Raw genomic sequence first — 23,361 nt, forward strand, 5'->3', positions numbered from 1 at the left:
GGACGCGGGGAACGGCTTCGGCGGGCGGCGCCAACCGGGCGTCGACGTAGGTGTGCGCGCCCGCCGAGGTGGCGAGTTCGCCTTTGGCCGAACCGATGTCGACGCACACCGTCGGCCCGACGCCGAGCGTGCGCGCCACCAGCAGGCAGCTCAGCCCGATGGTGCCGGAGCCGAGGACGACCACCGACTTCCCGGCGGGTTGGTCGATCATCCGAACCGCGTGGGCGGCGATGGACAGCGGTTCGACCATCGCGCCGACCTCGTGGTCCAGGTCGGCGGGCAGCGCGAAGGTCATCGTGCGGTCCAGCAGGACGTAGTCGGCGTAGGAGCCGTGCCAGCCCAGGTGGCACAGGTTGCGCCGCGCCCGGCACAGGTTGACCGCGCCCGCGCGGCACTGCGCGCACCGCCCGCACCAGGAGAACGCGGCCGAGGTGACCAGGTCGCCCACCGCGCGGTCGCGCACGTCCGCGCCCACCGCGACGACGTGGCCGCAGAATTCGTGCCCGAGCACGACCGGCGGCCGCTTGTAGGGGTGCAGGCCGCGGTAGGTGGCGACGTCGGAGCCGCAGATCCCGGAGGCGGCGACCCGGACCAGCAGTTGGTCGGGCGCGGGTGCGGGCACCTCGAGCCGTCGGACGGCGATCTCGCGGTCGGCGACCAGCACCGCCGCCGACATCTCGGACGGGACGGTCACCATACGCGGTTCTCCGGTTCGCCGCCCGCCAGCGCGGTGGTCAGGGTGTCGACCACGATCTGTCCGATGCGCCGCTGGGATTCGGCCGTCATCGCGCCGATGTGCGGGGTGAGCACGACGTTGTCGAGGTCGGCCAGCGCGGGGCGCTGTCCTTCGGCGGTGAGCACGTCCAGCGCCGCGCCCGCGATGTCACCTGCCCGCAGGGCCGCGTGCAGGGCGGCCTCGTCCACGACGCCACCGCGCGAGACGTTGACCAGTACGGCCGAGGAGCGCATGCGCCGCAACTGTTCCGCGCCGAGGAGATGCCGGGTCGCGGGGGTGAGTGGGAGCGCGAGCACCACGATGTCGGACACCTCGAGCAGTTCCGCGAAATCGACGAGACGAACACCGTCGGCCGCCAGTCGTTCTCGGCGCTGCTCGGAGGTTTTCGACACGGCGGCAACGACATTCATCGAGAAGCCGTGCGCCAACCGGACCAGCGCGGAGCCGATGTGGCCCTGCCCGACGATGCCGATGGTCTTGCCGCCGAGTTCGACGCCGGTCAGGCTGGGTTTGTCCCAACTGCCCGCCCGCAGTCGCCGGTCGGCGTAGGCGATCTTGCGGGTCAGCGCGAGGATCAGCCCGATCGTGAGTTCGGCGACCGCGGCGGCGGACCCGCCCGAGACGTTGAACACCCCGATCCCGCGGGCGCGGGCGGTGTCGAGGTCGATGTTGTCGGTGCCGGACCCCGCGCGCACGATCACCCGCAGTTTCCGCGCGGATTCGAGCACTTCGCCGGGCAGTCGCACGCCGCTGCGCAGGATCACGGCGTCGGTCTCGGCGATCAGGCCGAGCAGGTCGTCCGGGGCCGGGGAATGCCGGACGGTCAGGTCGTAGCGTTGATCCAGCAGGGCCAGCGCGTGCGCGTCGATGGGGTCGAGGACCAGGACCCGCTCGCGGGCGGGTCCGGTGGGCGTGATCTCAGTAGGCGGCATCGGGCAGATCCATCAGGGAGAGGTCGGGATCGGACAGGATCGTCCTGGTCGCGGCGAGGGTGGGCAGGACGTTGTTCGCGAAGAAGGTCGCCGCCGCGATCTTGCCGCGGTAGAACTGCTCGTCGCGACCCGCGTCACCGGCCAGCGCCGCTCGCGCCACGAGGGCTCGGGCCAGCAGTCGCCAGCCGATCAGCAGGTCGCCGAAGGCCAGCAGCAGGCGCGTGCTCGCCAGGCCGACCCGATACAGTTCGCGCGGGTCCTGTTGCGAGGCGAAGGCGAACCCGGTGGCGGCGGTGACGGTGGCGCGGACGTCCTCGACCCCCGCGCGCAGGCGTTCGGCGGGCTCCGGGAACGCCGCCGCGCACTCGGCGGCGGTGGCGGCCACCCCGTCCAGTACGTGGTTCACGGCCACGCCGCCGTCGCGAACTATCTTGCGGAAGAAGAAGTCCAACGCCTGGATGGCGGTGGTGCCCTCGTAGAGGGAGTCGATCTTGGCGTCGCGCAGGTACTGCTCGAGCGGGTAGTCCTGGAGATAGCCGGAGCCGCCGAAGATCTGGAGCGCCTCGCCGAGGTATTCGTAGGCCCGCTCGGAGGCGGTGGCCTTGACCACCGGCAGCAGCAGATCGGCGACCCGGGCGGCGAGTTCGGCGTCGGCCCCCGAGACATGTTCGGCCACATCGGCGTTCTGCTGCGCGGCGGCGTAGAGATACAGTGCCCGCAGCCCTTCGGCATAGGACTTCTGCGCGAGCAGGCTGCGCCGCACCTCCGGGTGGCCGATGATCGGAATGCGCGGCGCATTCTTGTCGGCGGCGTGCGCGAGATCGGCTCCCTGGACTCGGGTTCGGGCATAGGCGAGCGCGTTGAGATAACCCGTCGACAGGGTGCCGACGGATTTGACGCCGATGGTCATCCTGGCGTGCTGGATGACTTCGAACATCTGCGAAATGCCCGCGTGTGTCTCGCCCATCAGATAACCGACGGCGGGCAGATCGTGTCCGCCGAAGGTCAATTCACAGGTCGGTGCGGACCGGAGCCCCATCTTGTGCTCGACATTCGTCGCGAAGACGCCATTGCGGGCAACCGGTGCGAGGGACTCGGGGTCGAAAAGATACTTCGGCACACAAAACAAACTCAGTCCCCTGGTTCCCGGCCCCGCGCCCTCGGGTCGGGCCAGCACCAGGTGCAGAATGTTCTCGGCCGTGTCGCCGACGTCACCGGCGGAGATGAATCGTTTGACCCCTTCGAGGTGCCAAGTGCCGTCGGGTTGCCGCACGGCCTTGGTGCGGCCTGCGCCCACGTCGGATCCGGCGTCCGGCTCGGTGAGCACCATGGTGCCCGACCACTGCCGTTCGTTTGCCAGCCGGGCCCAGCGTCGCTGTTCCTCGGTGCCGAGGGCGTGCAGGACGTTCGTCATGGTCGGTCCGGTGAGAAAGAAGAAGGTCGCCGAGGCATTGGCGCCCCAGAGCATTTCGTTCACCGCCCAGACAATCGCGGCGGGGGCGGGGGCGCCGCCGATCTCCTCGGCCATGCCCAATCGCCACCACCCCGATTCCTTGGCCGATCGGACGGTCTTGGCGAGCGGGTCGCCGACGAGCACCCGATGCTCGTCGGGCAGGAAAACCGGCGGGTTCCGGTCCGCCTCCGCGTAGCTGTCGGCGAGCGGGCCCTCGGCGAATTCGGCGACCGCGCGGAGTATGTCCGACGCGGTACCGCTGTCCATGTCCCCATAATGTCCGGCATCCAGCAGCGTGCCGATCCGCAATACCTCGAACAGTTCGAATTCGATATCCCGAACATTGGCGATGTAATGGCTCATCGGCCCCCTGTCTTTCCGGTAAGGCGATTCCTGTATCCGAATCGCGGAAATATCCGGTAATCCCCGAACGATACTCGTCGGGCCGCCCCGGCGGACAGCCGTCGCACCCGTGCCGTGCACCTGTATAACCCTGTGGTTGCGGGCAGGGCAAGGCGAGGTCGCGATTCGCGATGTGTGTCCGACTTAGTCGAACCTTTGTCCGGTTCAGTCCGGTCTAGGGGGGTTATCGGGGGTTAGAACCCCCTTGACATCAGTGTTGACCTGCCCGAACCAGAGGTGGCGCGCCGGCGGCGATGTAACCGACAATTGGTTGCTGTGTCACCGGACATTGCATTGGGTGCGGTCACAGTGAAATATGGGCCAGAGTCTCGGGTGAGCGTTTCGAGGACCATGCGGTCGCGCAGTCATCAGACGATTAGCTGCCGGTCGAGACGCCACGGGGGAATGCTGGTGTACGTTGGGGAGTCGCATCGAGGCGCATACCCTGGGTAGGTATGAGAGGGACGAGTTGGACCATCTAATCGCAATCTCGCAACGCGGTCACAAGAATGGTGTCGTCAGGTCCGTCGTCGATGAAATTCTGGGCGGCACCCAGCTGTCCGACCCGGTCGACGTCCCCATTTCCCGCCTCCGGCTGACCGATTCACCGCGCACGCGCGGAATCGATATCGACCACGTCACCGTGCTGGCGCAGTCGGAACTGGCGTTGCCGCCGGTCACCGTCCACCGCGGCACGATGACGGTGATCGACGGCGCGCACCGCTACCAGGCCGCCATCCGGCGGGGCAGCGCGGCGATCGGCTGCCGGTTCTTCGACGGGGATCCCCGCTCGGCGTTCGTGCTCTCGGTGGTGCTCAACAGCAGTCACGGCCTGCCGCTGTCGCTGGCGGACCGCAAGGCCGCCGCACGGCGCATCCTGGCCGAGTACGGCGAGTGGTCGGACCGGCGGATCGCCGCGGCGGTCGGCCTGTCGGACAAGACCGTCGGCGCGATCCGGCGCACCGAGGCGGGCGGCGCGGACCGGGGTCGGTCGACCGCGGAGAATCCGCGGTGGGCCCGGCGGCCGGTCGGCAGCGACGGCGTGGTCCGGCCGATGGACTGTTCGGCCGGAAGGGAATTGGCGGCCAAGCTGTTCACCGAGAACACCGAGGTCTCGGTGCGCGAGGTCGCTTCGGCGGCGGGTATCTCGCTCACCACGGCCAAGGATGTGCGGCGACGCCTGCGCGATGCCGACGACCCGGTGCCCGCGCGCGGTCGCCGACAGCAGCAGGGCGGTGCGCCGAGCACCGCGAATCTGGCTCGCCGCCATCTGCGCAAAGCGCCCGGGGGCGGCCCGCGCGCCGACATCGATCGCGACACCGCGATCTCGCGGTTGGCCACCGATCCCTCGGTGCGCTACACCGAGGCGGGCCGAATGTTGTTGCGGGTGCTGGAGAAATGCGCGATGGACGACACCACCTGGGAGGCCATCGCCGCCAATGTCCCCGCGCACTGCGTGCCCGCGATCTCGGCGCTGGCCGAGTACTGCGCCGACGACTGGCACCGCTTCGCGGTGATGCTCAACCGCCGCGCCGCCGCGGCGGACACGGACGGACCGGGCCGACTGCCCGAGGCCATGGCGTGAGGCTCGCGGGCCGCACACCGTCCCCCGGAAGGGTCGAAGTATGGCGATCACCGATATCAAGGTCTATGCCCACCTGACCGACACCGACGTCGACCTGCTCGGCGCGGAATTCGACGCCCTGCGCCGTGAGATCGAGGAGGATCGCGGGGCGCGCGACGCTCGCTACATCCGCCGGGCCATCGCGGCGCAACGCGCGCTGGAGATCTCCGGGCGCGCGCTGCTGCTGGTGGCCGGCCGTCGCCGCGCACTGCGCTACGCGGGCATCGCGACGTTGTCGCTGGCCAAGATCGTCGAGAACATGGAGCTGGGGCACAACATCAGCCACGGCCAGTGGGATTGGATGAACGATCCCGAGATCCACTCCGCGACGTGGGAGTGGGATATGACGGCCACCTCCGCGCACTGGAAGCACGCGCACAACTACTCCCATCACGTGCACACCAACATCGTCGGCATGGACGACGACGTCGGGTTCGGCATCCTGCGACTGACCCGCGACGAACCCTGGACGCCCAAGCATCTGTTCCAGCCGGCCGCGAACGTGCTGCTGGCGGCGAGTTTCGAGTGGGGGATCGCGCTGCACGATCTGAAGCTGACCAAACGGCATCTCGGGGTGCCGAGGTTCGAGATCGCCTCCGGCCCGCACCGCGAGTTCGCCCGCAAGGCGGGGCGGCAACTGCTCAAGGACTACGTGCTGTTCCCGGCGCTGTCCGGTCGCGCGTGGCGAAAGACACTGTCGGCGAACACGATCGCGAACGTGGTGCGCAATGTGTGGGCGTATCTGGTGATCTTCTGCGGGCACTTCCCGGACGGCGCGGAGAAGTTCACCGCCCGTGACCTGGCGGGGGAGACGCGCGGGGAATGGTATCTGCGGCAGTTGCTCGGTTCGGCCAACATCAGCGGCGGGCCGGTGCTGCATTTCCTGACCGGCAATCTGAGCCATCAGATCGAACATCACCTGTTCCCCGATCTGCCGAGCAACCGATATGCTGAGATCGCCGTTCGGGTCCGCGAGATCTGCGACAGGTACGACCTCCCGTACACCACGGGATCGCTGGGGCGGCAGTACTTCTCGGCGTTCCGCACGATCCACAAGCTCGCACTGCCCGATCATTGGCTGCGCCGCACCGTGCACGACGCGCCGGAGACGTCCTCCGAACGCCGATTCGCGGACTCGCGGTGGTCGGGGACTGAAATCACTACCGCTCCAGCGGGTTCCGGCGGCTACGTGGGACTGCGCACGGCGTTGCGCACCGCGCGGAAGCGCCGCGTGACCGTCGTCGACGAACGACTCGTCCGGACCGCCGGTTCGGACGCTTCCGCATTCCGATAGAGCCGTCGAGGCCCGATCCAGTTAGGGGAGTTGTGGAGACCGAATCCTTCTTCACGCAGGCCGCACCGGAGGTCTGGGAGCCCACGCCGTGGACGCGATCCCCCTGGGGGCCGACGACCCAGCACGCGGGACCGACCTCGGGCCTGCTGGTGCGGGCCCTCGAGAACGCTCGGCCGAGCGAGGAGTTCCGGGTGGCCCGCGTCGGGATCGACATGCTCTCGCCGCTGCCGCTGCTGCCCGTGCGGGTCGAGGTGCGCGTGGTCCGCCCGGGCAAGCGGGTGACGCTGCTGGAGGCGACCGCGAGCGTGCAGGACCGGGTGTGCCTGGTCGCCCGTGGTTGGCTGCTGCGCCGGGTGGACGAATCGTTCCCGGTGGTGGACGAGCCCGCCGCGCCGTCGGCGGTGCGACCGGTCGCCCAGGAGATCGATCTGCCGGGCGCCTTCATGGACGGTTACATGTCGGCCAACGAATGGTTCTTCGAGTCCGGCGGTTTCGGTGAGTTCGGTCCGGCGCGCGCCTGGGCGCGGCCGCGCGTGGCGCTGGTGCCGGGGGAGACGCCGAGCGGATGGCAGCGCACGCTGATCGTCGGCGACTCGACCTACGGCGTCTCGCTGACCTACCACCCGCTGAAATTCCCGCTGATCAACACCGATCTGACGGTGGTGCTGGACCGCGATCCCGATCCCGATTGGATCAGCCTCGACGCGGTCACCTCCGTCGTCGCGGGCGGCGGCGCGTCCGCGCGCGCCGCGATCGGTGACCATCGAGGGCCCGCCGGCGTGCTCACCCAGACGATGTTGGCCTCTGTCGCGTGAAGTGAGGACTGTGTGTCATGAGTGACCTATCGGTGTCCACCGCAGGGAAACAGGCGATCCCCGACCGGATTCCGGCCGGCCCGAAGTGGACCGGCCCGCGCGATCCGGCCCCGGGCAGCGAGTATTTCGCCCAACCGGAGTACACCCGCCGCGAGATCGCCACGCACGCGGCAGGCGCGCTGATCAACGCGGGGGTCTGCGCGGCCGTCGCCGTGGAGTTGGTGCGCGGGCGCGGTCGCCGACCCGTCACGCGGGTGCTGCCCGCGACGGCGGGTCTGCTGGTCGGCGGATACGTGGCGGATCTGATGAGCGGCGTTCTGCACTGGGCCTTCGACACCTGGTTCGACGAGGACATGCCGGGGGTGCGGCGCATGGTGCTGATCGTGCGCGAACACCACATCTACCCGCAGCGGATCTTCAACTACGGCTTGGCCCAGGACGTCGGCATCCTGTCCTGGTTCAGCCTCGCGGGCGTGGCCCCGACGCTGTTGGCCGCGCGCCGGGCCGGCGGCACACCGGGTGCGGGCGTGTACTTCGCGATGGCGACCGGTCTGAGCTTCTCGGTGCTGTTGACCCTGTCGCTCGAGTTCCACAAGATCGGGCACCGCTCGGAGACCGGCAAGGTGGTCGCCACCTTGCAGGACGCGGGCATCCTGCTGTCGAACAAACATCACATGAGACACCATTCGCGCGAACACGATTCGCACTACTGCCTGGTCAACGGCGTCGCCGATCGCACGCTGGGCCGGGCGGGGCTGTTCCGCCTGCTGGAGCGGGCGGTCAACGCCTCGAGCGGTGTGCTGCCGCGCATCAACGACCGGCTGTGGCGTCGTCGGTTCGGCCGCTGGGTCTCCGAGTCCTGAGCGGTCGGATCAGCCCACCGACCCGAATCGGTTCGACGACGAGCCGTCCTTCTCCCCCTTTCCGAAAGGTGTTGTCATGACCGTGCAAACCGTCGGCACCGCCGGACTGCTGTCCGGCGCCAGCGCGGAGTACCCCATCCTGAAGTTGCTGTCGGAGAAGTTCGTCGACTGCAAGGTGGTCCTGCCCAACGGGTCCGAGCTGAGCTTCGGGGCGGGGGCGCCGCGGTTCACCGCCTTCTTCCGGACCGAGGCCGCGCTGGCGATGAAGCCGACCCAACTCGCGATCGGCGCGGCCTACGTCAACGGCGAGATCGACGTCGAGGGCGACATGGACGCGGTGATGGATCTGCGCACCCACCTACCCGGCGGGCTCACGGTCGGTTCCGCGGCGAAATTCGCCTGGGATCTGATCGCGCCCGCGACCAAGGTCAACAAGGACGCCATCGACTTCCACTACACCCTCGGCGACGACTTCTACCACACCTTCATCGACACCCGGTGGCGGTTCTACTCCCAGTGTCTGTTCGAGTCCGAGGACGAGACGCTGGAGGAGGCCGCCGAGCACAAGTTGGAGCGGATGTGGAACGCGCTGGGCCTGAAGCCCGGCATGCGGTTGCTCGACATCGGCGGCGGCTGGGGCGGGGTCGGCCGGTACTGCGCGGCGCGCGGCGTGCACGTCACGGCGGTGACGCTGGCGCAGGACTCGGCCAACTACATGCGCAAGGTGTACGCCGAGGAAGGGTTGGACGTGCAGGTGGTGCACACCGACTTCCTCGAGTTCGAGCCCGACCAGAAGTTCGACAACGTGGTCATCTACGGCGTGATCGAACATCTGCCGGACTACCGGCAGTTCACCGCCAAGGCGTGGGACATGCTGGTGCCCGGCGGCAAGATGTACATGGACGGCTCGGCCACCAAAGAGAAGTTCGCCATGACGGCGTTCACCCGCAAGTACATCTGGCCCGGCCACCACACCTTCATGTCGTTGCAGGACGTCACCCGCGAACTGCTGATGTACGGCTTCGAGGTCGTGGAGGTGGAGCGCGAGACCGTCGACTACGAACGCACCATGTACCACTGGGCGCAGCGCTTCGACGCCGCCAAGGACCAGGTGGTGGCGCGGTGGGGCGAGGACACCTACCGCAAGTTCCGGGTCTACCTGTGGGCGGGCGCGCACTGCTTCAAGACCAACCGCCTCCAGGCGTATCACCTTGTCGCGCAGAAGCGGGACCGCGGCCCGCGGCCCGGCGTGTTGCGCCGACTGGCCGGACAGGCCGTCGCGCTGGTCTCGTGAGCGAGGAACTGTTCTCCGCGGGCGCGTCCGCGCGTCCGCGGGGGGAGTCGCCGTTCGTGTTGATCGTCGGCGGGTTCTCCACGCCCAGGGCCGCGCTGCTGCCGTTGCGCGCCCAGGTGCGGGCCGCGGGGTACGAGACCGGGATCTTCGTGCACCGGTTCGGGATGGATTGCAGCGAACGCACCTACGAGCGGTTGCTGGCCCATGTCACCGAGTTGCGCACGCGGTATCCGGAGGTGGTGGTGCTCGCGCACAGTCGCGGCGGCCAGTTCGTGAAGGTGCTGGCGGTGCGCAATCCCGACAGCATCACGGCGATGGTGGCGCTCGGCGTCCCGACGGTCCCCGGCGTCGACAGTCTGGGGCCGCGCACCAAACGGCGCATCCTCGGGGCCTCACGCTTCGGCGACATCGGCGTGCCGGGTCTGGTGAAGAGTTCCTGCCTGACCGGCGGCAGTTGCTGCGGCGGCTTCTGGGTGGATCTGGAACGGCCGTGGCCGGACTCGATGACGGTGCGCAGCGTGTTCGGCCTGGACGACCTGGTCGTGGACGGTTCCGTGCACGCCGCGGGCTTCTCGTCGGTGACCTGGATTCCGGGCAACCACCGGGAGTTGGTGACGGCGCGGGCCTCCCGCGACCACGCGGTGCGCCTGGTGCGTGATGTCATCGAAGCCGGGGGTCGGGGCGCGGCCTGAAGGTCGCCCGTCGGGGAGTGACATGCCGACCCCGACGGGCGATACTACCCGGCGCGCGCCCGGTGGCGGATACTTGCCATTGCGGCAGAACATATTTCGACTACACGGACGGCCGATCGGTCGGCACGAGGAGGATTCATGGCGGACGCCTTCTACACGCGCACGGGCGAGAACACCTTCGACAGTTCCCCGATGACGGCGAGTCCGTGGGGGCCGGAGAGTCAGCACGCGGGACCGCCGTCGGCGCTGTTGGTGCGCGCGCTCGAACAGCACGAATCGCAGGTGCCGCGTCGACTGGGGCGGGTGTCGATCGACATCCTGGCTCCCGTTCCGGTGGGGGAGTTGACCGTCGAGGTGACCTCGGTCAAGCCGGGTAAACGGGTGGAACTGCTCGAGGCGCGCGCCTCGGTGGAGGGCCGCGAGGTGCTCGCGGCGCGCGGTTGGCTGCTCACCCGGGTGGCCGAGGAGTTCCCCGCCGCGCGGACCGACGAGGCGCCCGCCGAACCGCCCGAGTCCGCGGGCGAGGTGAATCTGCCGGGCGCGTTCATGGACGGGTACATGTCCGCGATCGACTGGCGTTTCGAGTCCGGCGGTTTCGACTCCTTCGGTCCCGCCGTGGCCTGGGCGCGGCCGACGATCCCGCTGCTGGCCGACGAGCCGACGAGTCCGTGGCAGCGCACGTTGATCCTGGTCGACTCGGCCAGCGGCGTCAGCCTGATCGCGCATCCGCGCAAGAACCCGGTCATCAACTGCGATCTGACCGTCGTGCTGCACCGTGACCCGATCGACGAGTGGCTGCGCCTGGACGCGAAGACCACCGTCTCGGCGGGGCACGGCGCGTCGGCGCACGCGGTGCTCGCCGATCGGCTCGGGCCGGTGGGCGATTCGTTGCAGACGCTGTTCTCGATCGGTTAGCTCCACCCGCGCGAGCGGATTCGGGTACCGGACGGGCGTGCGCCCGTCCGGTACCCGTGTGCGTTCGGACGGCGTGTCCGTTGCCGAGAAGCGAGCCACCCGGCGCGGTGGACGTCCGCGGAAGTTCCGCGGTATCCCTCGACCCAGACCGGTCGGTCTGGGCAAATCCCACGCGACCCGCGCTGATTCCCCTTCCTCCGCACGGTGAGTTCCCTCGCAATTCACGGGGTTCGCGTTGACAACTCGACCCGCGACCGCCCTTGCCACGCCCCCTCTCGGTGCGGTTGTATCGCCTGAGAGGTTGGTTCGCATTCCGGGGAACGCATGGAAGACATTGTGTCCGTGCGGGAATCATCCGACCGTTTCCTGATCATCTCGGTCGCCGCGCGTGTGTCGTCGGCGAGCAATCGTTCGGAGTGCTGCCGATGTATCCAGAGGTGCGGGCCCCTTCCCGGGCGACCGCGGAGCGTGCCGGTCCCGACGCGGACGAGCTGTTCCGCCTCGCCCGCAAACGCATGGCACCCGGACTGGTCCTGGCGCAGAAGCTGACCGGCCGCAACGCGATCGAGGCGTCCGCCGACGGGGTCACGGTGACGCTGTCCGACGGGCGGCGCCTGCTGGATTTCGGGTCCTACGGGGTCACCCTGCTCGGGCATCGCAACCCGGCGGTGGTCGCCGCGGTGCAGGAACAGCTCACCACGCTGCCGTCGAGCACGCGGGTGCTGGCCAACGCGGCAGCGCCCCTGCTCTCGGAACGTCTGATCGAGTTGACCGGTCAGCCGTCGCTGACCCGGGTGTGGTTGGGGCAGAACGGAACCGACGCGGTGGAGGCGGCGCTGAAATTCGCGCGGCTGGCCACCGGACGCCGCAAGGTCGTCGCGCTGGCGGGCGGTTTCCACGGCAAATCGCTGGGCGCGCTGTCGGTGACCAGCGGCCCCCGCTACCGCCGCGACCTGGAACCGCTGCTGACACCCGGCGTGCATTTGGCCGCCGACTTGGCCGAGGCGGAACTGCTGGTCGCGCGGCCGGATGTGGCGGCGCTGATCGTGGAGCCGATCCAGGGCGAAGGCGGTATCCGCCCGCTGGACGCGGCGGGCCTGCGCCGCGCGGTCGACGCGGCCAAGGCGGCCGGCGTGTTCGTGATCTCCGACGAGGTCCAGGTCGGGTTGCGGCGCTGCGGCGAGGTCTCGCTCGCGGTGTCGGCCGGACTGGCCCCGGACGCGATCCTCTACGGCAAACATCTCGGCGGCGGCCTCATGCCGGTCTCGGCGGTGGTGTGCAGCCGGGCGATGTTCGCCGCGATGATGGCCGACCCGTTCGTGCACACCGCCACCTTCTCCGGTCATCCGCTGGGCTGCGCGGCCGCGCTCGCCGCGCTCACCGAGATCGAATCGCGCGCCGAACACGGTGCGCGCCTGAGTGATCGGGTGCACGATGGGCTGGACGGACTGGCCGCGCGCTGGCCGACGATCGTCACCGGCGTCCGCGGTCGCGGACTGGCCTGGGCGCTGGATTTCGTGGACGACGAGACCGCGGGCCGGGTCTTCGCCGACCTGAGCGCCAACGGCCTGATCGTCAGCCCCTGCCTCGGGCGCCCGGAGGCGTTGCGGCTGCTGCCGCCGATCGTGGCCGATGACGCGGACGTCGAGCGCGCGGTGGCGATCTTCGACGAGACGATCGCGCAGGTGGTCGCGGAAGGAGTCAACCGATGACAGCGGTCGAGGACACGACCCGCACCGAGGACGCGCCGGGGGAGTTCCTGGATCAGGGCTGGTCGACGCCGATGACCATCCCGGTGCTCGACCAGGCCGATCCGGCCGAGCGCATCCGGGCGGTGGCGCGCAGCGAATTCGGCGCGCTGGCCATCCCGGAACTGTTCGGCGGGGCCGGGCTGAGCCTGCTCGACGTCGCCTCCGCGCAGCGCGCGCTGGCCCGCGTCGATCCGGGCACGGCGATCGCGGTCAACATGCATTCGCTGAGCATCGGGGTGATGGTCGACTACTGGAAGCGCCACCACGACGACAGTTGGATGCTGCTCGAGGGCATCGCCAACAGCAAGGCCCTGGTCGCCTCGGCCTTCGCCGAACCGGGCGGCAGCCCGAACTTCATGAAGAGCGTCTCGCAGGCCACCCCGACGGCCAAGGGCTATCTGATCAGCGGCACGAAGTTCCCGTGTTCGCTGGCCACCACGGCCGAGATCTATTGCCTCAGCGCCAATGTCACCGGCACCGGGGAGAGCGTGGTCGGCCTGTGTCCGGCCAAATCGCCGGGGATCACCGTGGGCGCGCCATGGGAGTCGGTGGGCATGCGGGGCTCGGACACCGCGCGCGTGGTGTTCGACAACGTCGAACTCGACGACCGCCTGGTCTTCCACCGCGCGCCGCCCGACGATTTCGACGAGGTGGTGGTCTCGGGCATCGTGTGGTTCGTGACGCTGGTCAGCGCCACCTACCACGGCGTGCTGACCTCGCTGCTCGAGTACGCGGTGGCGGGCGCGCGCAAACGCGGTGCGGCCGTGGGCGGTCAGCGTCAGCTCGAGATCGGCCGGGCCGCTCGGGAGCTGTATCTGCTGGGGTCGGCGTGCCGACAACTGGCCCACGAGTGGGAGACCACCACGATGGGCGAGCGCAACGGCCTGGCGGCGGCGATGGCGTTGCGCGCGGGCCTGTCCGCGACCCGTGAGCGGGTGGTCACGGCCCTGACCCCGGTGCTCGGGGCGCAACTGTTCACCGCCGGTGACGCCGCCGCGGGCCTGGCCATCGATTCCCTGGCGGTGCACCACCATCCGCCGAATCTGATGTCGTGCGACGAAGCCGTGGGCGCGCTGCACCTCGGCCACCCGATGAGCTTCAACCCCACCGCCTGAGGTACGGCCCCCTTTCGACGACGAAGGACCAGACACCATGCAGCAAGTCCATGTCACCCACACCATGACCGCGCCGGTCGAGGACGTGTGGACCGCGATCAAGGACATCACCGTCTACCCGACGTTCATGAAGAACGTCGAGGACGTCACCCTGCTCGACAACGACGACCCCGCCGACACCCATCGCCTGAGCACCTGGCGGGTGTGGTTGAAGGGCTCGATCCTGGAGTGGACCGAACGCGAGGAGATCGACGAGACGACCCGCACCCTGCGCTTCGAGCAGGTCGACGGCGATCTCGAGGTCTTCCTGGGGCACTGGAAGGTGGACGAACTCGGCGACGGACAGGTCGGCGTGGAGTTCCTCGTGGAATTCGAGATCGGCATCCCGTTGCTGGCCGACATGCTCAACCCGGTCGCCGCGACCGCGTTGCGCGACAACTCCTCGACGATGCTGCGCGAGATCGAGGGCCGGGTCTCCACGGGGATCGTGCCGTGACCAGTCCCGAGACCGCCGCCCGCCGCGCCGCGGACGACGCCGACGAGGCCCTGGCCCGGGTCGGCGCGTCGGTCACCGAACTGCGGGATCTGCTGGGCGCGCTGCTGGACGCGGGGCGCGGCTACGTGGTCGGCTCGCTGGCCGCCGGCCTGGGCAACCGGGGCAGCGACATCGACGTCATCGTGCTGTGCGACCGAGGTTCCTCCGACGCGCCGATGATGTTCTTCCTGAACGAGACCAGCGTGGATCTCCAGTACTACAACGTGGGCGATCCGGCGCGGGTGATCGCCGACCTGCCCGCGGAACGGGTGCCGTTCGCGGGCAGTTCGTGTGCGCTGGGCCCCGCGCCGGCGATGAAGATGCAGCGCCGGATCGGCCGCTGGCTCAACGCGAGTCCGCTGGACCCCGCCTTCCCCGAGATCTTCGACGCCGCGGACTACCCGGTGGCCCAGGCCGCCCTGGTGCGCGGCGCGGTGGAGAGCCTGGTCCTCAAGACCTTCACCGCCCGCACCATCAGCGCCTCGGGTCGCCTCGGCACGGCGGCCTGGCAGCGCGCCGGACGCGCGTTGGTCGAGGTGCTGGCCCGCGCCGCGGGTGAACTGTTCGTCGGCGAGAAATGGATCGTGACCAGGGCGGGCCGCTGCGGCATCGACCCGGAGTTGGCGGGCCGCGCGTTCACCTGCGACGGCCCGGAGTCGATGCGTGAAATCCTCGCCGCGGCCGGCCTCGCCGCCTTGGACGACCCCGCGCTGGTGACCCTGCGGGCCGCCGACAACTTGGAACGACTGGATCTGGGCGCGACGTGCTGGACCCTGCTCGGCGGACGCCGCATGCTGCCGGGCGATCCCGCCGACCTCACGCCCGAGACGGTCGAGAACTATTCGGCGGCAACGCGTCTGGACGCCGTGGCCGAGGGGCTGGTGGTCCCGGTGTTGGACCGGGACGCACTCGACGAGAGGGTCCGCGCATGCGCAGTGTGAGTGTTCACGCCTTGGCCGAGGAGGGCACGCGCGCCGCTTGGGCGCACGTCATGGTGCTCCAGCACTCGATCGAGGACGTGGCGGCCGCCTACGCCGCCGAGGACTGGGCGACGTGCGTGGACTGCTGTTTCGACACCATCCTCAACACCGCCTACGTCGCGGCGGTGCTCGCCGGGCACGCGGGTTCGCCCGACGACGCGGCGCTGCTGGTCCGCATCGCCCGCGACATCGCCCCGCACGGCGAGCTTCTCGACCGCATGCCGAGCGCCTGGGGCGCGACCAGGGCCGAGGCCGATCTGGCACGGAGTCTGAGCGAGCGGGCGTGCGCGGCGACCGAGGAGGCGATGCCGATCGTCATGCAGCGTTTCCGCACCCCGACCGGCTTCTACCCGAGCGTGCGGATGGCGGGCGACCTGGAGAAACTGCGCCGCCGCAGCGGTTTGACGAGCTACGCGTGGGAGCACTTCGCGACCTGAGGCCGCCGCGACCCCGTTCCGAGCCAGAACCACACACGAAAGACGGACGACAGATGCTCGACGACAGCGACATCCAGCGCCGGGTCCGTGACCTGATCCGGACCCTGGCCCCCGTGCGCGGGGACGAGGAACTCGGCCCGCTGACCAACCTGGTCGGCGAACTCGGCTACGACTCGCTGCGGCTCATGGAACTGACCGGTGTCCTGGAGTCGGAGTTCGACATGGCCTCGGCCTCGGAGGACGAACTGCTCGCGATCGAGACGACCGCCGACGTGGAGGCGCTGGTGGCGCGGTTGGCGGCACGCCCGAGCACGCAGCCCGCGAATTTCGCCGAGGTCCTGGCGAACTGGGCGCGCACCGAACCGGACACGCTCGCGCTGACCTTCCTCACCCACGACGAACGCCAGGACCAGCGACTGACCTACGGCGGATTGCACGCGCGCGCGGCGGGTCTGGCGAAATCGCTGGCCGGACGGGTGCGCCCCGGCGAACGGGTGATGATCCTGTTGCCGCCCGGCCTGGATCTGGTGGTGGCGATGGTCGCCTGCTTCTACGCGGGCGCGGTGGCCATCGCGGCCCCGCCGCCCAACCCGCACAAATTGAACCGCAGTCTGCCCCGGTTGGCGGCCATCGCCGCCGACGCCGACGTGGTCGCGATCCTGGCCGAGGAGGGTCTGCGCGCGAAGGCGGCCGACACGGTGGGCGCGATGCTCGGTACGGCGGCTTGGCTGTCCCTCGACGCCGACCCCGCCCCGGACTGGCCGTTGCATCCAGCGGGCCTGGACGATCCGCTGTTCCTCCAGTACACCTCCGGTTCGACGGCCTCCCCGCGCGGCGTGGTGCTGACCTCGCGCAACCTGCTCGCCAATTCCACCGCCATCGCCGATTCCTTCGGCCACACCCGCGCGAGTCGGATGTTCAGTTGGCTGCCGCCCTATCACGACATGGGGCTGATCGGCGGAATCTTCCAGCCGTTGTTCGTCGGCTTCCCGACCGTGCTGAGTTCGCCGTTCGCGATCCTCAAACGCCCGGAACGGTGGCTGCGCGGGATCTCCGAGCACCGGGCGACCACCAGCGGGGGGCCCAACTTCGCCTACGACCTGTGCAGCAACCGCGTTCCGGAGCAGGTGCGCGCCGAACTGGATCTGTCCAGCTGGTCGGTCGCCTTCAACGGCGCGGAACCCGTTGTCGCCGAGACGCTCTCGACGTTCACCGAGACGTTCGCGCCGAGCGGTTTCCGCCGCGAGGCGTTCCTGCCCTGCTACGGACTGGCCGAGGCGACGCTGATGGTGTCGGCCGCCGTCCCCACCGCCGTTCCGGTGACCTTCGACCTCGACATCGCGGCGCTGGGCGAGGGCGAGGTGTCCCGCGTCGACCCGGGCCCGACGGCGCGCACGGTCGTCTCCAGCGGTGTGCCCGCCCCCGAATTCGATGTGCGCGTGATCGATCCGGACACCCGCGTGCCCGTGCGGGACGGCCGGGTGGGCGAGATCTGGATCGCGGGTGACAGCGTCGCCTCCGGATATTGGCGGCGTCCGCAGGATTCGGCCGCCGTCTTCGGCGCGCGCGTCGCCGAGGACCCCGACCGGACGCCCTATCTGCGCTCGGGCGACCTCGGCGCGTTGATCGACGGCGAACTGGTGGTGCTCGGTCGCCTCAAGGACGTCGTCATCGTGCGCGGCGTCAACTATCACGCCCACGACATCGAACTCGTCGCCGAGACGGCCCATCCCGCCGTGCGCAAGCACTGCGGCGCGGCCTTCGGGCTCGACGGCGACCGCGAAGGGCTCGGCCTCGTCTGCGAAGTCGATCCCCACGAGGACGATCTCGCCACGATCTGCGCGACGGTGCAGCGCGCCGTCGCGGAGGAGATCGGTGTCCGGCCGACTTTCGTCGGGCTGATCGAACCGGGCGCGATGCCCAAGACCACCAGCGGCAAGGTCCAGCGGCAGTTGTGCAAACGCCTGCTGGGCGCGGACGAGCTGAAACTCGTCGCCGAAGTACGCGACGGGCGGGGATGAGCATGCGAGTACTGGTGACCGGCGCGTCCGGCTTGGTCGGCCACGAGGTGGTGGACCTGCTGCGCGCGCGAGGGATGGACGTCGTCGGCGCGAGCCGGGGCCGCTCCGACGCCGCGGGCGCCACCGTGCGCTGGGATATGAGCCGCGATCGGGCGCCCGCCGACCTCGCGGGCCCGTGGGACGTCATCGTCAACTCCGCGGCCGACACCCGCTGGACGATGAGCGCCGCCGAGGCGGTGACGGCCAATCTCGACTCGGTGACCGCGCTGCGCCCGCTGATCGGCCCCGACACCCACCTCATCCAGATCTCCACGGCCTACGCGACCGGGTTGCGCGGTGACGTCGAATCCGACGATCCCGCCGACTACCGCAACACCTACGAGTGGTCCAAGGCCGCCGCCGAACGCGCGACCAGGGACCTGGCCGCGCGGGTCAGCGTGATCCGGCCGCCGCTGATCATCGGACGCCGCGAAGACGGTCGCGCGCAACGCTTCTCGGGGATGTACACGATCCTGCGCGGCATGGCGAGCAGTGTCGTGCCCGCGGTGGTCGGTTTCCCGGACAGCTATTTCGACGTCATCCCCGTCGACGATCTCGCCGCGCTCACCGCGAAGGTCGCCGACTCGGGGCCCTCCGGCGTGCTCACCCTCGCGGGCGGCGCGAGCGCGATGACCTTCCCCGAAGCGCTGACCATCATGGTCGACTCGCTCAACCGTTGGCGCGCCGACCGCGACATCCCGGCCATCGAGCAGCCCAAGATCATCGACCCCGAGCGATGGGAGCGGTTCATGTGGCCTTTCGCCAAACAGCACATGAGCCCGCGGCAGGTGCGGGTCCTCGAACTGCTCTCGCAGTTCCACCCCTACATGGTGATCAGGACACCGCTGGCCCCCGATCACGTCGTCCGGGACATGGGCGAACCGCTGAGCCGGTCGGTGTCCTACTGGGCCGATGCCAACACCCCCCTGGCGGAGCAGCGACCGAAACCCTGGAAGGCCATGGCATGACACTCACCAACGGACAAGACTCCAAGTCCGCGCAACTGCGGCGACTGCTGCACGGCGACCGACTCGCCCGCGTCGTCGGCGTCGGCGACGGCCTGTCGGCCCTGCTGGCCAGCAGACACGGCTTCGACGCCATCTGGGGCAGCGGCCTGTCCATCTCGGCCGCCCACGCCCTGCCCGACGCCAGCATCCTGACCATGACCGAATTCCTCCAGGCCACGGCGGTCATCGACGCGGCCACGCCGCTGCCGACCATCGCCGACTGCGACACCGGCTTCGGCGACGTCAACGTGGTCATGCGCGCGACCCGCGAATACGAACGCCGCGGCATCGCCGGGATCTGCATGGAGGACAAGCAGTTCCCCAAGCGCAACAGTTTCAGCGCCGGCCAGCAGTTGGCCTCGATCTCGGAGTTCGCGCAGAAGATCCGCGCGGCCAAGAGCACCCAGACCACCCCCGATTTCGTGGTCGTCGCCCGCATCGAATCGCTGATCGCGGGGACCGGGATGGCCGACGCCCTCGAACGCGGCGCGCGCTACGCCGAGGCGGGCGCGGACGCGATCCTGATCCACTCCAAGTCGAAATCACCCGACGAGGTACTGGAATTCGCCGCCGAGTGGAACAAGCGCAGCGATCCGCTGCCGCTGGTGGCGGTGCCGACCACCTACTACTCCGCCAGCGTCGAGGAACTCGAGCGCGGCGGTTTCTCGATGGTCATCTACGCCAACCAGTCGCTGCGCGCGATGGTGCGGGTGGTCGACGACGTCTTCGCCCGGCTCAGCAGCGCGCCCAGCACGGCCGAGATGGAACAGCAACTCATCCCCGTCGGCGAGGTCCTGGACCTGATCGGCATGGACACCCTGCTGACCAGCGATATCGACGGCTGAGCCGAGATGTCGAACGACACCGCCCGCGCCGCCCCGCCCGTCGCTCGCTATCTGGCCGAGCGTTTCCCCCCGACCCAGGCCGCGGCGGCCCTGTCGATCCTGGTGTGCTCGTTCCTGCTCTACGGCGCGGTCGCCGACGACCACGCCCCGGCCGCGGCCTGGGTGGGCGGTGCGGTGACGGTGGCGGCGCTGCTGCTGGTACACCGGTTGGCCGACGACATCACCGACGCCGCCGACGACCCGACCCCCGCCTTCACCGCGCGCGGGATGCTGATCGGCGCGCTCGCCCTGGTCGCGGTGACCGCCCTCGCGAACGCGCTGGTCCACTGGACGCTCGGGGTCTTCGTCCTCGCGGTCGCCGGGTGGAGCGCGGCGGGCAACCTCGCGGACCGACGATTCGGCGGCGCGCTCGGCGTCTGGCTGCTCTGCGACATCGCCGTCGCGTTGATCCTGCTCTACCCGTACCTGCTGTGGCGGCAGGCCACCGACGCCTCGGTGGACGGCGTCGTGGTGGCCGGTCTGGTCGCAGGCCTGTGGACCGGCTACCTGTTCTGGGTGCTCAGCCGCAAGGCGGGCAAACCGGAATGGCTCGCCCCCGGCGTGCGCGCCGCGACGCTGCGGGTGTGGCTGTCGGCCATGCTGGTCTGCTCCGCCGTCGCGGCGGTCCTGGCGGGCGCGTCCCGCGCGCTGCCCCTGAGCTATCCGACCCTCGGCGTGGTCGTCGCGCTGGTGCTCGCGGTCCTGATGCTGCGCTGGTGGCCGGACGAGTCCGGTACGCCGCGCGCGGGCCGCAGCCGCGCCTGGGCCGGGCTGACCCTGCTTCTGACCACCCAACTGAACGCGATCGTCGCCGCGATCGTCCTGCACACAGGGAGTTGACGATGACGTCGACGGATGTCGAATTCGTGTGGTCCGGCCACGCCGCGGCACACGCGGAGGTCGGCGGCAAAGCGGCCGGACTGCTGTCGCTGGTCGCGGCGGGCGTCGAGGTGCCGGAGTTCTTGGTGATCGATGCGCGCGCCTTCGACCGGCACGTGCGCGCCCCCGAGATCCGCGCCGCGCTGGGCGAACTCGTGCTGGATCTGGAATCCGGTGCCGCCGAAGCCGTTCCGGCGGCGGCGGCGCGACTGCGCGCCGCCGTGGTGGACGCGCCGATCGACGCCGACCTGGCCGGGGCGATCCTCGCCCGGATCGGCACGGGGCCCTTCGCGGTGCGCAGTTCCATGCTCGACGAGGACTCCGCCGCGCACTCGTTCGCCGGTCAGCTCGACAGCTACCTGTACCAGGACGGCGCGGACGCGGTCCTGGAGAGTGTGAAACGCGTGTGGGCCTCCGCTTTCGGCGACCGCGTGCTGAGTTATTCGGCGCGCATCGGCCGTTCGGTGGCGGGCGGGCGGGTCGCCGTGGTCGTACAGCGGATGGTCGACGCCGAGGTCTCGGGGGTGCTGTTCACCGCGAACCCGCGCACCGGGGATCGCGCCGAATCCCTGGTCACCGCCGCCTACGGCCTCGGCGAAGGGATCGTGTCCGGGTTGTGCGACACCGACGAGTACGTGTGGTCGCGCGGCGCGGAACGCTCGGTCACCACGGCCGTCAAGGATGTGCGGGTGGTGCGCGCCGCGGCCGGGGGAGTCACCGCGGTCGACGTGCCCGCCGACCTGCGCGAGGCCCGCGCGCTGACCCCCGAGCAGGTCGCCGAGATCTGCGCCGCGGGTGCGCGGATCGTCGCTCTGCACGGTCGGCCGATGGACATCGAGTGGAGCTACGCGGGGGGCGCGCTGCACATCCTGCAAGCCCGGCCCATCACCACGACCTCCTACGACGACCCGGCCGCGCCGCTGCTGGTCTTCGACAACTCCAACATCCAGGAGAGCTACAACGGCGTCACCACCCCGCTGACGTTCTCCTTCTCCTCGCGGGTCTACGCGGGCGTCTACAAACAACTCGCCGCCTTCCTCGGCGTCTCCGACCGCACCAGGGGCGATTTCGCGCCCGCGGCGGACAATCTGCTCGCCTACGTCCAGGGGCGGATCTTCTACCAGATGGACAACTGGCTGAGCCTGTTCGCGCTACTGCCCGGCTACGAACGCAGCACCGAGAACTACGCGAAAGTCATGTGGCACACCGAGATCGACGGCTCGCGGCTGGCCCGACGCCGCCGCGACGCCAAGGAGTCCGCCGAGAAGGTGCGCGTCGGCGCCCGCATCGCCCGCTACTACCTGACCCTGGACGCGCGCATCGAGGAATTCCTCGACTACTTCCAGCGGATCTACGACAGCGTCGACCGCGACGCGGTGGCATCGATGTCGATCGCCGAGGCCCACGACACCCTCCAGTACCTGTACGCGGAGTTGATGAACCACTGGGACATCCCGAACATCAACGACTTCCGCGTGATGATGTACTCCGGGCACCTGCGCCGGGTGCTGGTCGCGCACTATCCGGAGGATCGGGTGGACCGGCAACTCGCCGATCTGCTGTGCGCCATCGAGGGCGTGGAGTCCATGGAGCCCACCCGCCTGCTGCTCGACCTCACCGACCGCGTGCGCGCCGACGCCGACCTGCGCGTCGCGCTCACCACCGGCGACCCGGCCGCCGCGCTGGCCGACATCGACGCGCGTTTCCCCGAATTCGCCTCCGCCGTCGCCGATTACGTGCGCCGCTACGGTGATCGCTGCGTCGGTGAACTCAAACTCGAGGCCGTGCCGGTGCGCCACCGCCCGTGGTTCGTGGTCGAGATGATCCGCAACTACCTCGACCGCCCGGGGCCGGACCGCGCCGCCCAGGCCGCCCGCGAGCGCGAACGCCACGCCGCCGCGCTGGCCGACCTGACCCGGCGGGCGCCGCGCGCCCGGCGCAAGCTCATCGCCGTCGAGGTCCGCGCGACGCGCACCGCGATCAAGGCCCGCGAAGCGCTGCGCTTCCGCCGCACCCTGGCCTTCGCCCTGGTCCGCGACCTCTACGCGGCGATCGGGGCGCGCCTGGCCGAACTCGGCGTACTCGCCGAGCCCCGCGACATCCTGTTCCTGACCGTGGACGAGATCGAGCAGTACATCCAGGCCCGGCCCGCCTCGACCGACCTGGCGGGCACGGTGCGGGTGCGCAAGGCCGAATTCGCGCGCAACGAGTCCGCGAGCGTGCCCAACCGCTTCCAGACCAGGGGCACCCCGTATCTGCAACAGTTGATCGAATCCGGCGCGGTCGACGCGGGCGCGCCCACCGACCCCGACGCCGCGGTCCTGCACGGCCTCGGCTGCTGCGCGGGCGTGGTGGACGCGCCGGTCCGACTGGTCGCGGCCTCCGACGAGGTGTCCACCGTCGACGGCGACATCCTGTGCACCGTCCGCACCGACCCGGGTTGGACCCCGCTGCTGACCACCGCGCGTGGGATGATCATCGAACGCGGATCGGTGCTGTCCCATTCGGCGATCGTCGCCCGTGAGCTGGGAATTCCCACGGTGGTCGGCATCAAGGACGTCACCACGGTCCTGCGTGATCGCGAGCTCGTCCAGGTCGACGGCACCCGCGGCACGGTCACCCGACGCACGCCGCCGTCCTCGCCCGACCCCACAACCGAGAGCGCGCCCGTCTCCGGGTCGCGCTCGGCGTAG

General features: G+C 69.9%; 20 protein-coding genes. 17 read left to right on the top strand and 3 right to left on the bottom strand.

Going from position 1 to position 23,361, the window contains the following annotated elements; translation table 11 throughout:
* From ON30_RS08205 to ON30_RS08215, 3 genes are all read right to left on the bottom strand, one after another.
* The coding region (locus tag ON30_RS08205; RefSeq protein WP_169334891.1) for a zinc-dependent alcohol dehydrogenase at positions 1-697 on the bottom strand (697 nt) is incomplete at its 3' end.
* Entirely contained in the window at positions 691-1,668 is a 978-nt protein-coding gene (locus ON30_RS08210) for a hydroxyacid dehydrogenase (protein WP_051029079.1), read from the bottom strand. The genes ON30_RS08210 and ON30_RS08205, both read right to left, overlap by 7 nt.
* Positions 1,655-3,484 carry an acyl-CoA dehydrogenase gene (locus tag ON30_RS08215; RefSeq protein ID WP_040705487.1) on the bottom strand — a complete coding sequence of 610 codons (1,830 nt, stop codon included), beginning with the start codon at positions 3,482-3,484 and terminating at the stop codon, positions 1,655-1,657. Before ON30_RS08215 ends, ON30_RS08210 begins: the two co-directional genes overlap by 14 nt.
* Before the next feature lie 682 nt (positions 3,485-4,166).
* Here ON30_RS08215 and ON30_RS08220 point away from each other — a divergent pair.
* The 17 genes from ON30_RS08220 (at position 4,167) to ON30_RS08300 (ending at position 23,361) form a co-directional block, all read left to right on the top strand.
* On the top strand, positions 4,167-5,108 hold the full coding sequence (locus tag ON30_RS08220; RefSeq protein ID WP_373282513.1) for a ParB/RepB/Spo0J family partition protein: 942 nt from the start codon (positions 4,167-4,169) through the stop codon (positions 5,106-5,108).
* Between the two features lie 40 nt (positions 5,109-5,148).
* A complete protein-coding gene (locus tag ON30_RS08225; RefSeq protein WP_083911231.1) occupies positions 5,149-6,441 on the top strand; it encodes a fatty acid desaturase family protein in 1,293 nt (430 codons plus the stop codon).
* Between the two features lie 32 nt (positions 6,442-6,473).
* A complete protein-coding gene (locus ON30_RS08230; RefSeq protein WP_040705489.1) occupies positions 6,474-7,256 on the top strand; it encodes an acyl-CoA thioesterase domain-containing protein in 783 nt (260 codons plus the stop codon).
* Between the two features lie 17 nt (positions 7,257-7,273).
* Positions 7,274-8,119 carry a fatty acid desaturase CarF family protein gene (locus ON30_RS08235; protein ID WP_040705491.1) on the top strand — a complete coding sequence of 282 codons (846 nt, stop codon included), beginning with the start codon at positions 7,274-7,276 and terminating at the stop codon, positions 8,117-8,119.
* A gap of 76 nt (positions 8,120-8,195) precedes the next feature.
* Positions 8,196-9,413 (top strand): class I SAM-dependent methyltransferase, encoded by a 1,218-nt coding sequence (locus ON30_RS08240; RefSeq protein ID WP_040705493.1) that lies wholly within the window; start codon positions 8,196-8,198, stop codon positions 9,411-9,413.
* Positions 9,410-10,105, top strand: a complete 696-nt coding sequence (locus ON30_RS08245) for a lipase family protein (protein ID WP_040705494.1) — start codon at positions 9,410-9,412, stop codon at positions 10,103-10,105. Before ON30_RS08240 ends, ON30_RS08245 begins: the two co-directional genes overlap by 4 nt.
* Positions 10,106-10,243: 138 nt before the next feature.
* Entirely contained in the window at positions 10,244-11,020 is a 777-nt protein-coding gene (locus tag ON30_RS08250; RefSeq protein ID WP_040705496.1) for a thioesterase family protein, read from the top strand.
* 437 nt (positions 11,021-11,457) lie between these two features.
* A complete protein-coding gene (locus ON30_RS08255) occupies positions 11,458-12,732 on the top strand; it encodes a class-III pyridoxal-phosphate-dependent aminotransferase (RefSeq protein WP_218006240.1) in 1,275 nt (424 codons plus the stop codon).
* A complete protein-coding gene (locus ON30_RS08260) occupies positions 12,729-13,886 on the top strand; it encodes an acyl-CoA dehydrogenase family protein (protein WP_051029081.1) in 1,158 nt (385 codons plus the stop codon). The genes ON30_RS08255 and ON30_RS08260 overlap by 4 nt, the downstream gene beginning before the upstream one ends.
* 37 nt (positions 13,887-13,923) lie before the next feature.
* On the top strand, positions 13,924-14,382 hold the full coding sequence (locus tag ON30_RS08265; RefSeq protein WP_040705497.1) for a type II toxin-antitoxin system RatA family toxin: 459 nt from the start codon (positions 13,924-13,926) through the stop codon (positions 14,380-14,382).
* Positions 14,379-15,362, top strand: coding sequence for a nucleotidyltransferase domain-containing protein (locus ON30_RS08270; protein ID WP_040705500.1), 984 nt, complete (start codon positions 14,379-14,381; stop codon positions 15,360-15,362). Before ON30_RS08265 ends, ON30_RS08270 begins: the two co-directional genes overlap by 4 nt.
* A complete protein-coding gene (locus ON30_RS08275) occupies positions 15,350-15,838 on the top strand; it encodes a hypothetical protein (RefSeq protein ID WP_040705502.1) in 489 nt (162 codons plus the stop codon). Before ON30_RS08270 ends, ON30_RS08275 begins: the two co-directional genes overlap by 13 nt.
* A gap of 53 nt (positions 15,839-15,891) precedes the next feature.
* The gene (locus ON30_RS08280; protein ID WP_051029082.1) at positions 15,892-17,859 is read left to right on the top strand and encodes an AMP-binding protein; all 1,968 of its coding nucleotides are present in this window, start codon (positions 15,892-15,894) and stop codon (positions 17,857-17,859) included.
* A gap of 2 nt (positions 17,860-17,861) precedes the next feature.
* A complete protein-coding gene (locus ON30_RS08285) occupies positions 17,862-18,866 on the top strand; it encodes an SDR family oxidoreductase (RefSeq protein WP_040705504.1) in 1,005 nt (334 codons plus the stop codon).
* Positions 18,863-19,750 (top strand): isocitrate lyase/phosphoenolpyruvate mutase family protein, encoded by an 888-nt coding sequence (locus tag ON30_RS08290; RefSeq protein ID WP_040705506.1) that lies wholly within the window; start codon positions 18,863-18,865, stop codon positions 19,748-19,750. Before ON30_RS08285 ends, ON30_RS08290 begins: the two co-directional genes overlap by 4 nt.
* A 6-nt stretch (positions 19,751-19,756) precedes the next feature.
* On the top strand, positions 19,757-20,629 hold the full coding sequence (locus tag ON30_RS40065; protein ID WP_040705508.1) for a hypothetical protein: 873 nt from the start codon (positions 19,757-19,759) through the stop codon (positions 20,627-20,629).
* 2 nt (positions 20,630-20,631) lie between these two features.
* Positions 20,632-23,361 carry a PEP/pyruvate-binding domain-containing protein gene (locus ON30_RS08300; protein WP_040705510.1) on the top strand — a complete coding sequence of 910 codons (2,730 nt, stop codon included), beginning with the start codon at positions 20,632-20,634 and terminating at the stop codon, positions 23,359-23,361.

Source organism: Nocardia takedensis NBRC 100417, from assembly GCF_000308695.1.
Lineage (GTDB): Bacteria > Actinomycetota > Actinomycetes > Mycobacteriales > Mycobacteriaceae > Nocardia > Nocardia takedensis.

Bases quoted from the DNA above. Each gene is read 5' to 3' on its own strand.
- ON30_RS08210 (WP_051029079.1), bottom strand. From the start codon at position 1,668: ATGCCGCCTACTGAGATCACGCCCACCGGACCCGCCCGCGAGCGGGTC.
- ON30_RS08215 (WP_040705487.1), bottom strand. From the start codon at position 3,484: ATGAGCCATTACATCGCCAATGTTCGGGATATCGAATTCGAACTGTTC.
- ON30_RS08225 (WP_083911231.1), top strand. From the start codon at position 5,149: ATGGCGATCACCGATATCAAGGTCTATGCCCACCTGACCGACACCGAC.
- ON30_RS08235 (WP_040705491.1), top strand. From the start codon at position 7,274: ATGAGTGACCTATCGGTGTCCACCGCAGGGAAACAGGCGATCCCCGAC.
- ON30_RS08240 (WP_040705493.1), top strand. From the start codon at position 8,196: ATGACCGTGCAAACCGTCGGCACCGCCGGACTGCTGTCCGGCGCCAGC.
- ON30_RS08250 (WP_040705496.1), top strand. From the start codon at position 10,244: ATGGCGGACGCCTTCTACACGCGCACGGGCGAGAACACCTTCGACAGT.
- ON30_RS08260 (WP_051029081.1), top strand. From the start codon at position 12,729: ATGACAGCGGTCGAGGACACGACCCGCACCGAGGACGCGCCGGGGGAG.
- ON30_RS08265 (WP_040705497.1), top strand. From the start codon at position 13,924: ATGCAGCAAGTCCATGTCACCCACACCATGACCGCGCCGGTCGAGGAC.
- ON30_RS08275 (WP_040705502.1), top strand. From the start codon at position 15,350: ATGCGCAGTGTGAGTGTTCACGCCTTGGCCGAGGAGGGCACGCGCGCC.
- ON30_RS08280 (WP_051029082.1), top strand. From the start codon at position 15,892: ATGCTCGACGACAGCGACATCCAGCGCCGGGTCCGTGACCTGATCCGG.
- ON30_RS08285 (WP_040705504.1), top strand. From the start codon at position 17,862: ATGCGAGTACTGGTGACCGGCGCGTCCGGCTTGGTCGGCCACGAGGTG.
- ON30_RS08290 (WP_040705506.1), top strand. From the start codon at position 18,863: ATGACACTCACCAACGGACAAGACTCCAAGTCCGCGCAACTGCGGCGA.
- ON30_RS40065 (WP_040705508.1), top strand. From the start codon at position 19,757: ATGTCGAACGACACCGCCCGCGCCGCCCCGCCCGTCGCTCGCTATCTG.
- ON30_RS08300 (WP_040705510.1), top strand. From the start codon at position 20,632: ATGACGTCGACGGATGTCGAATTCGTGTGGTCCGGCCACGCCGCGGCA.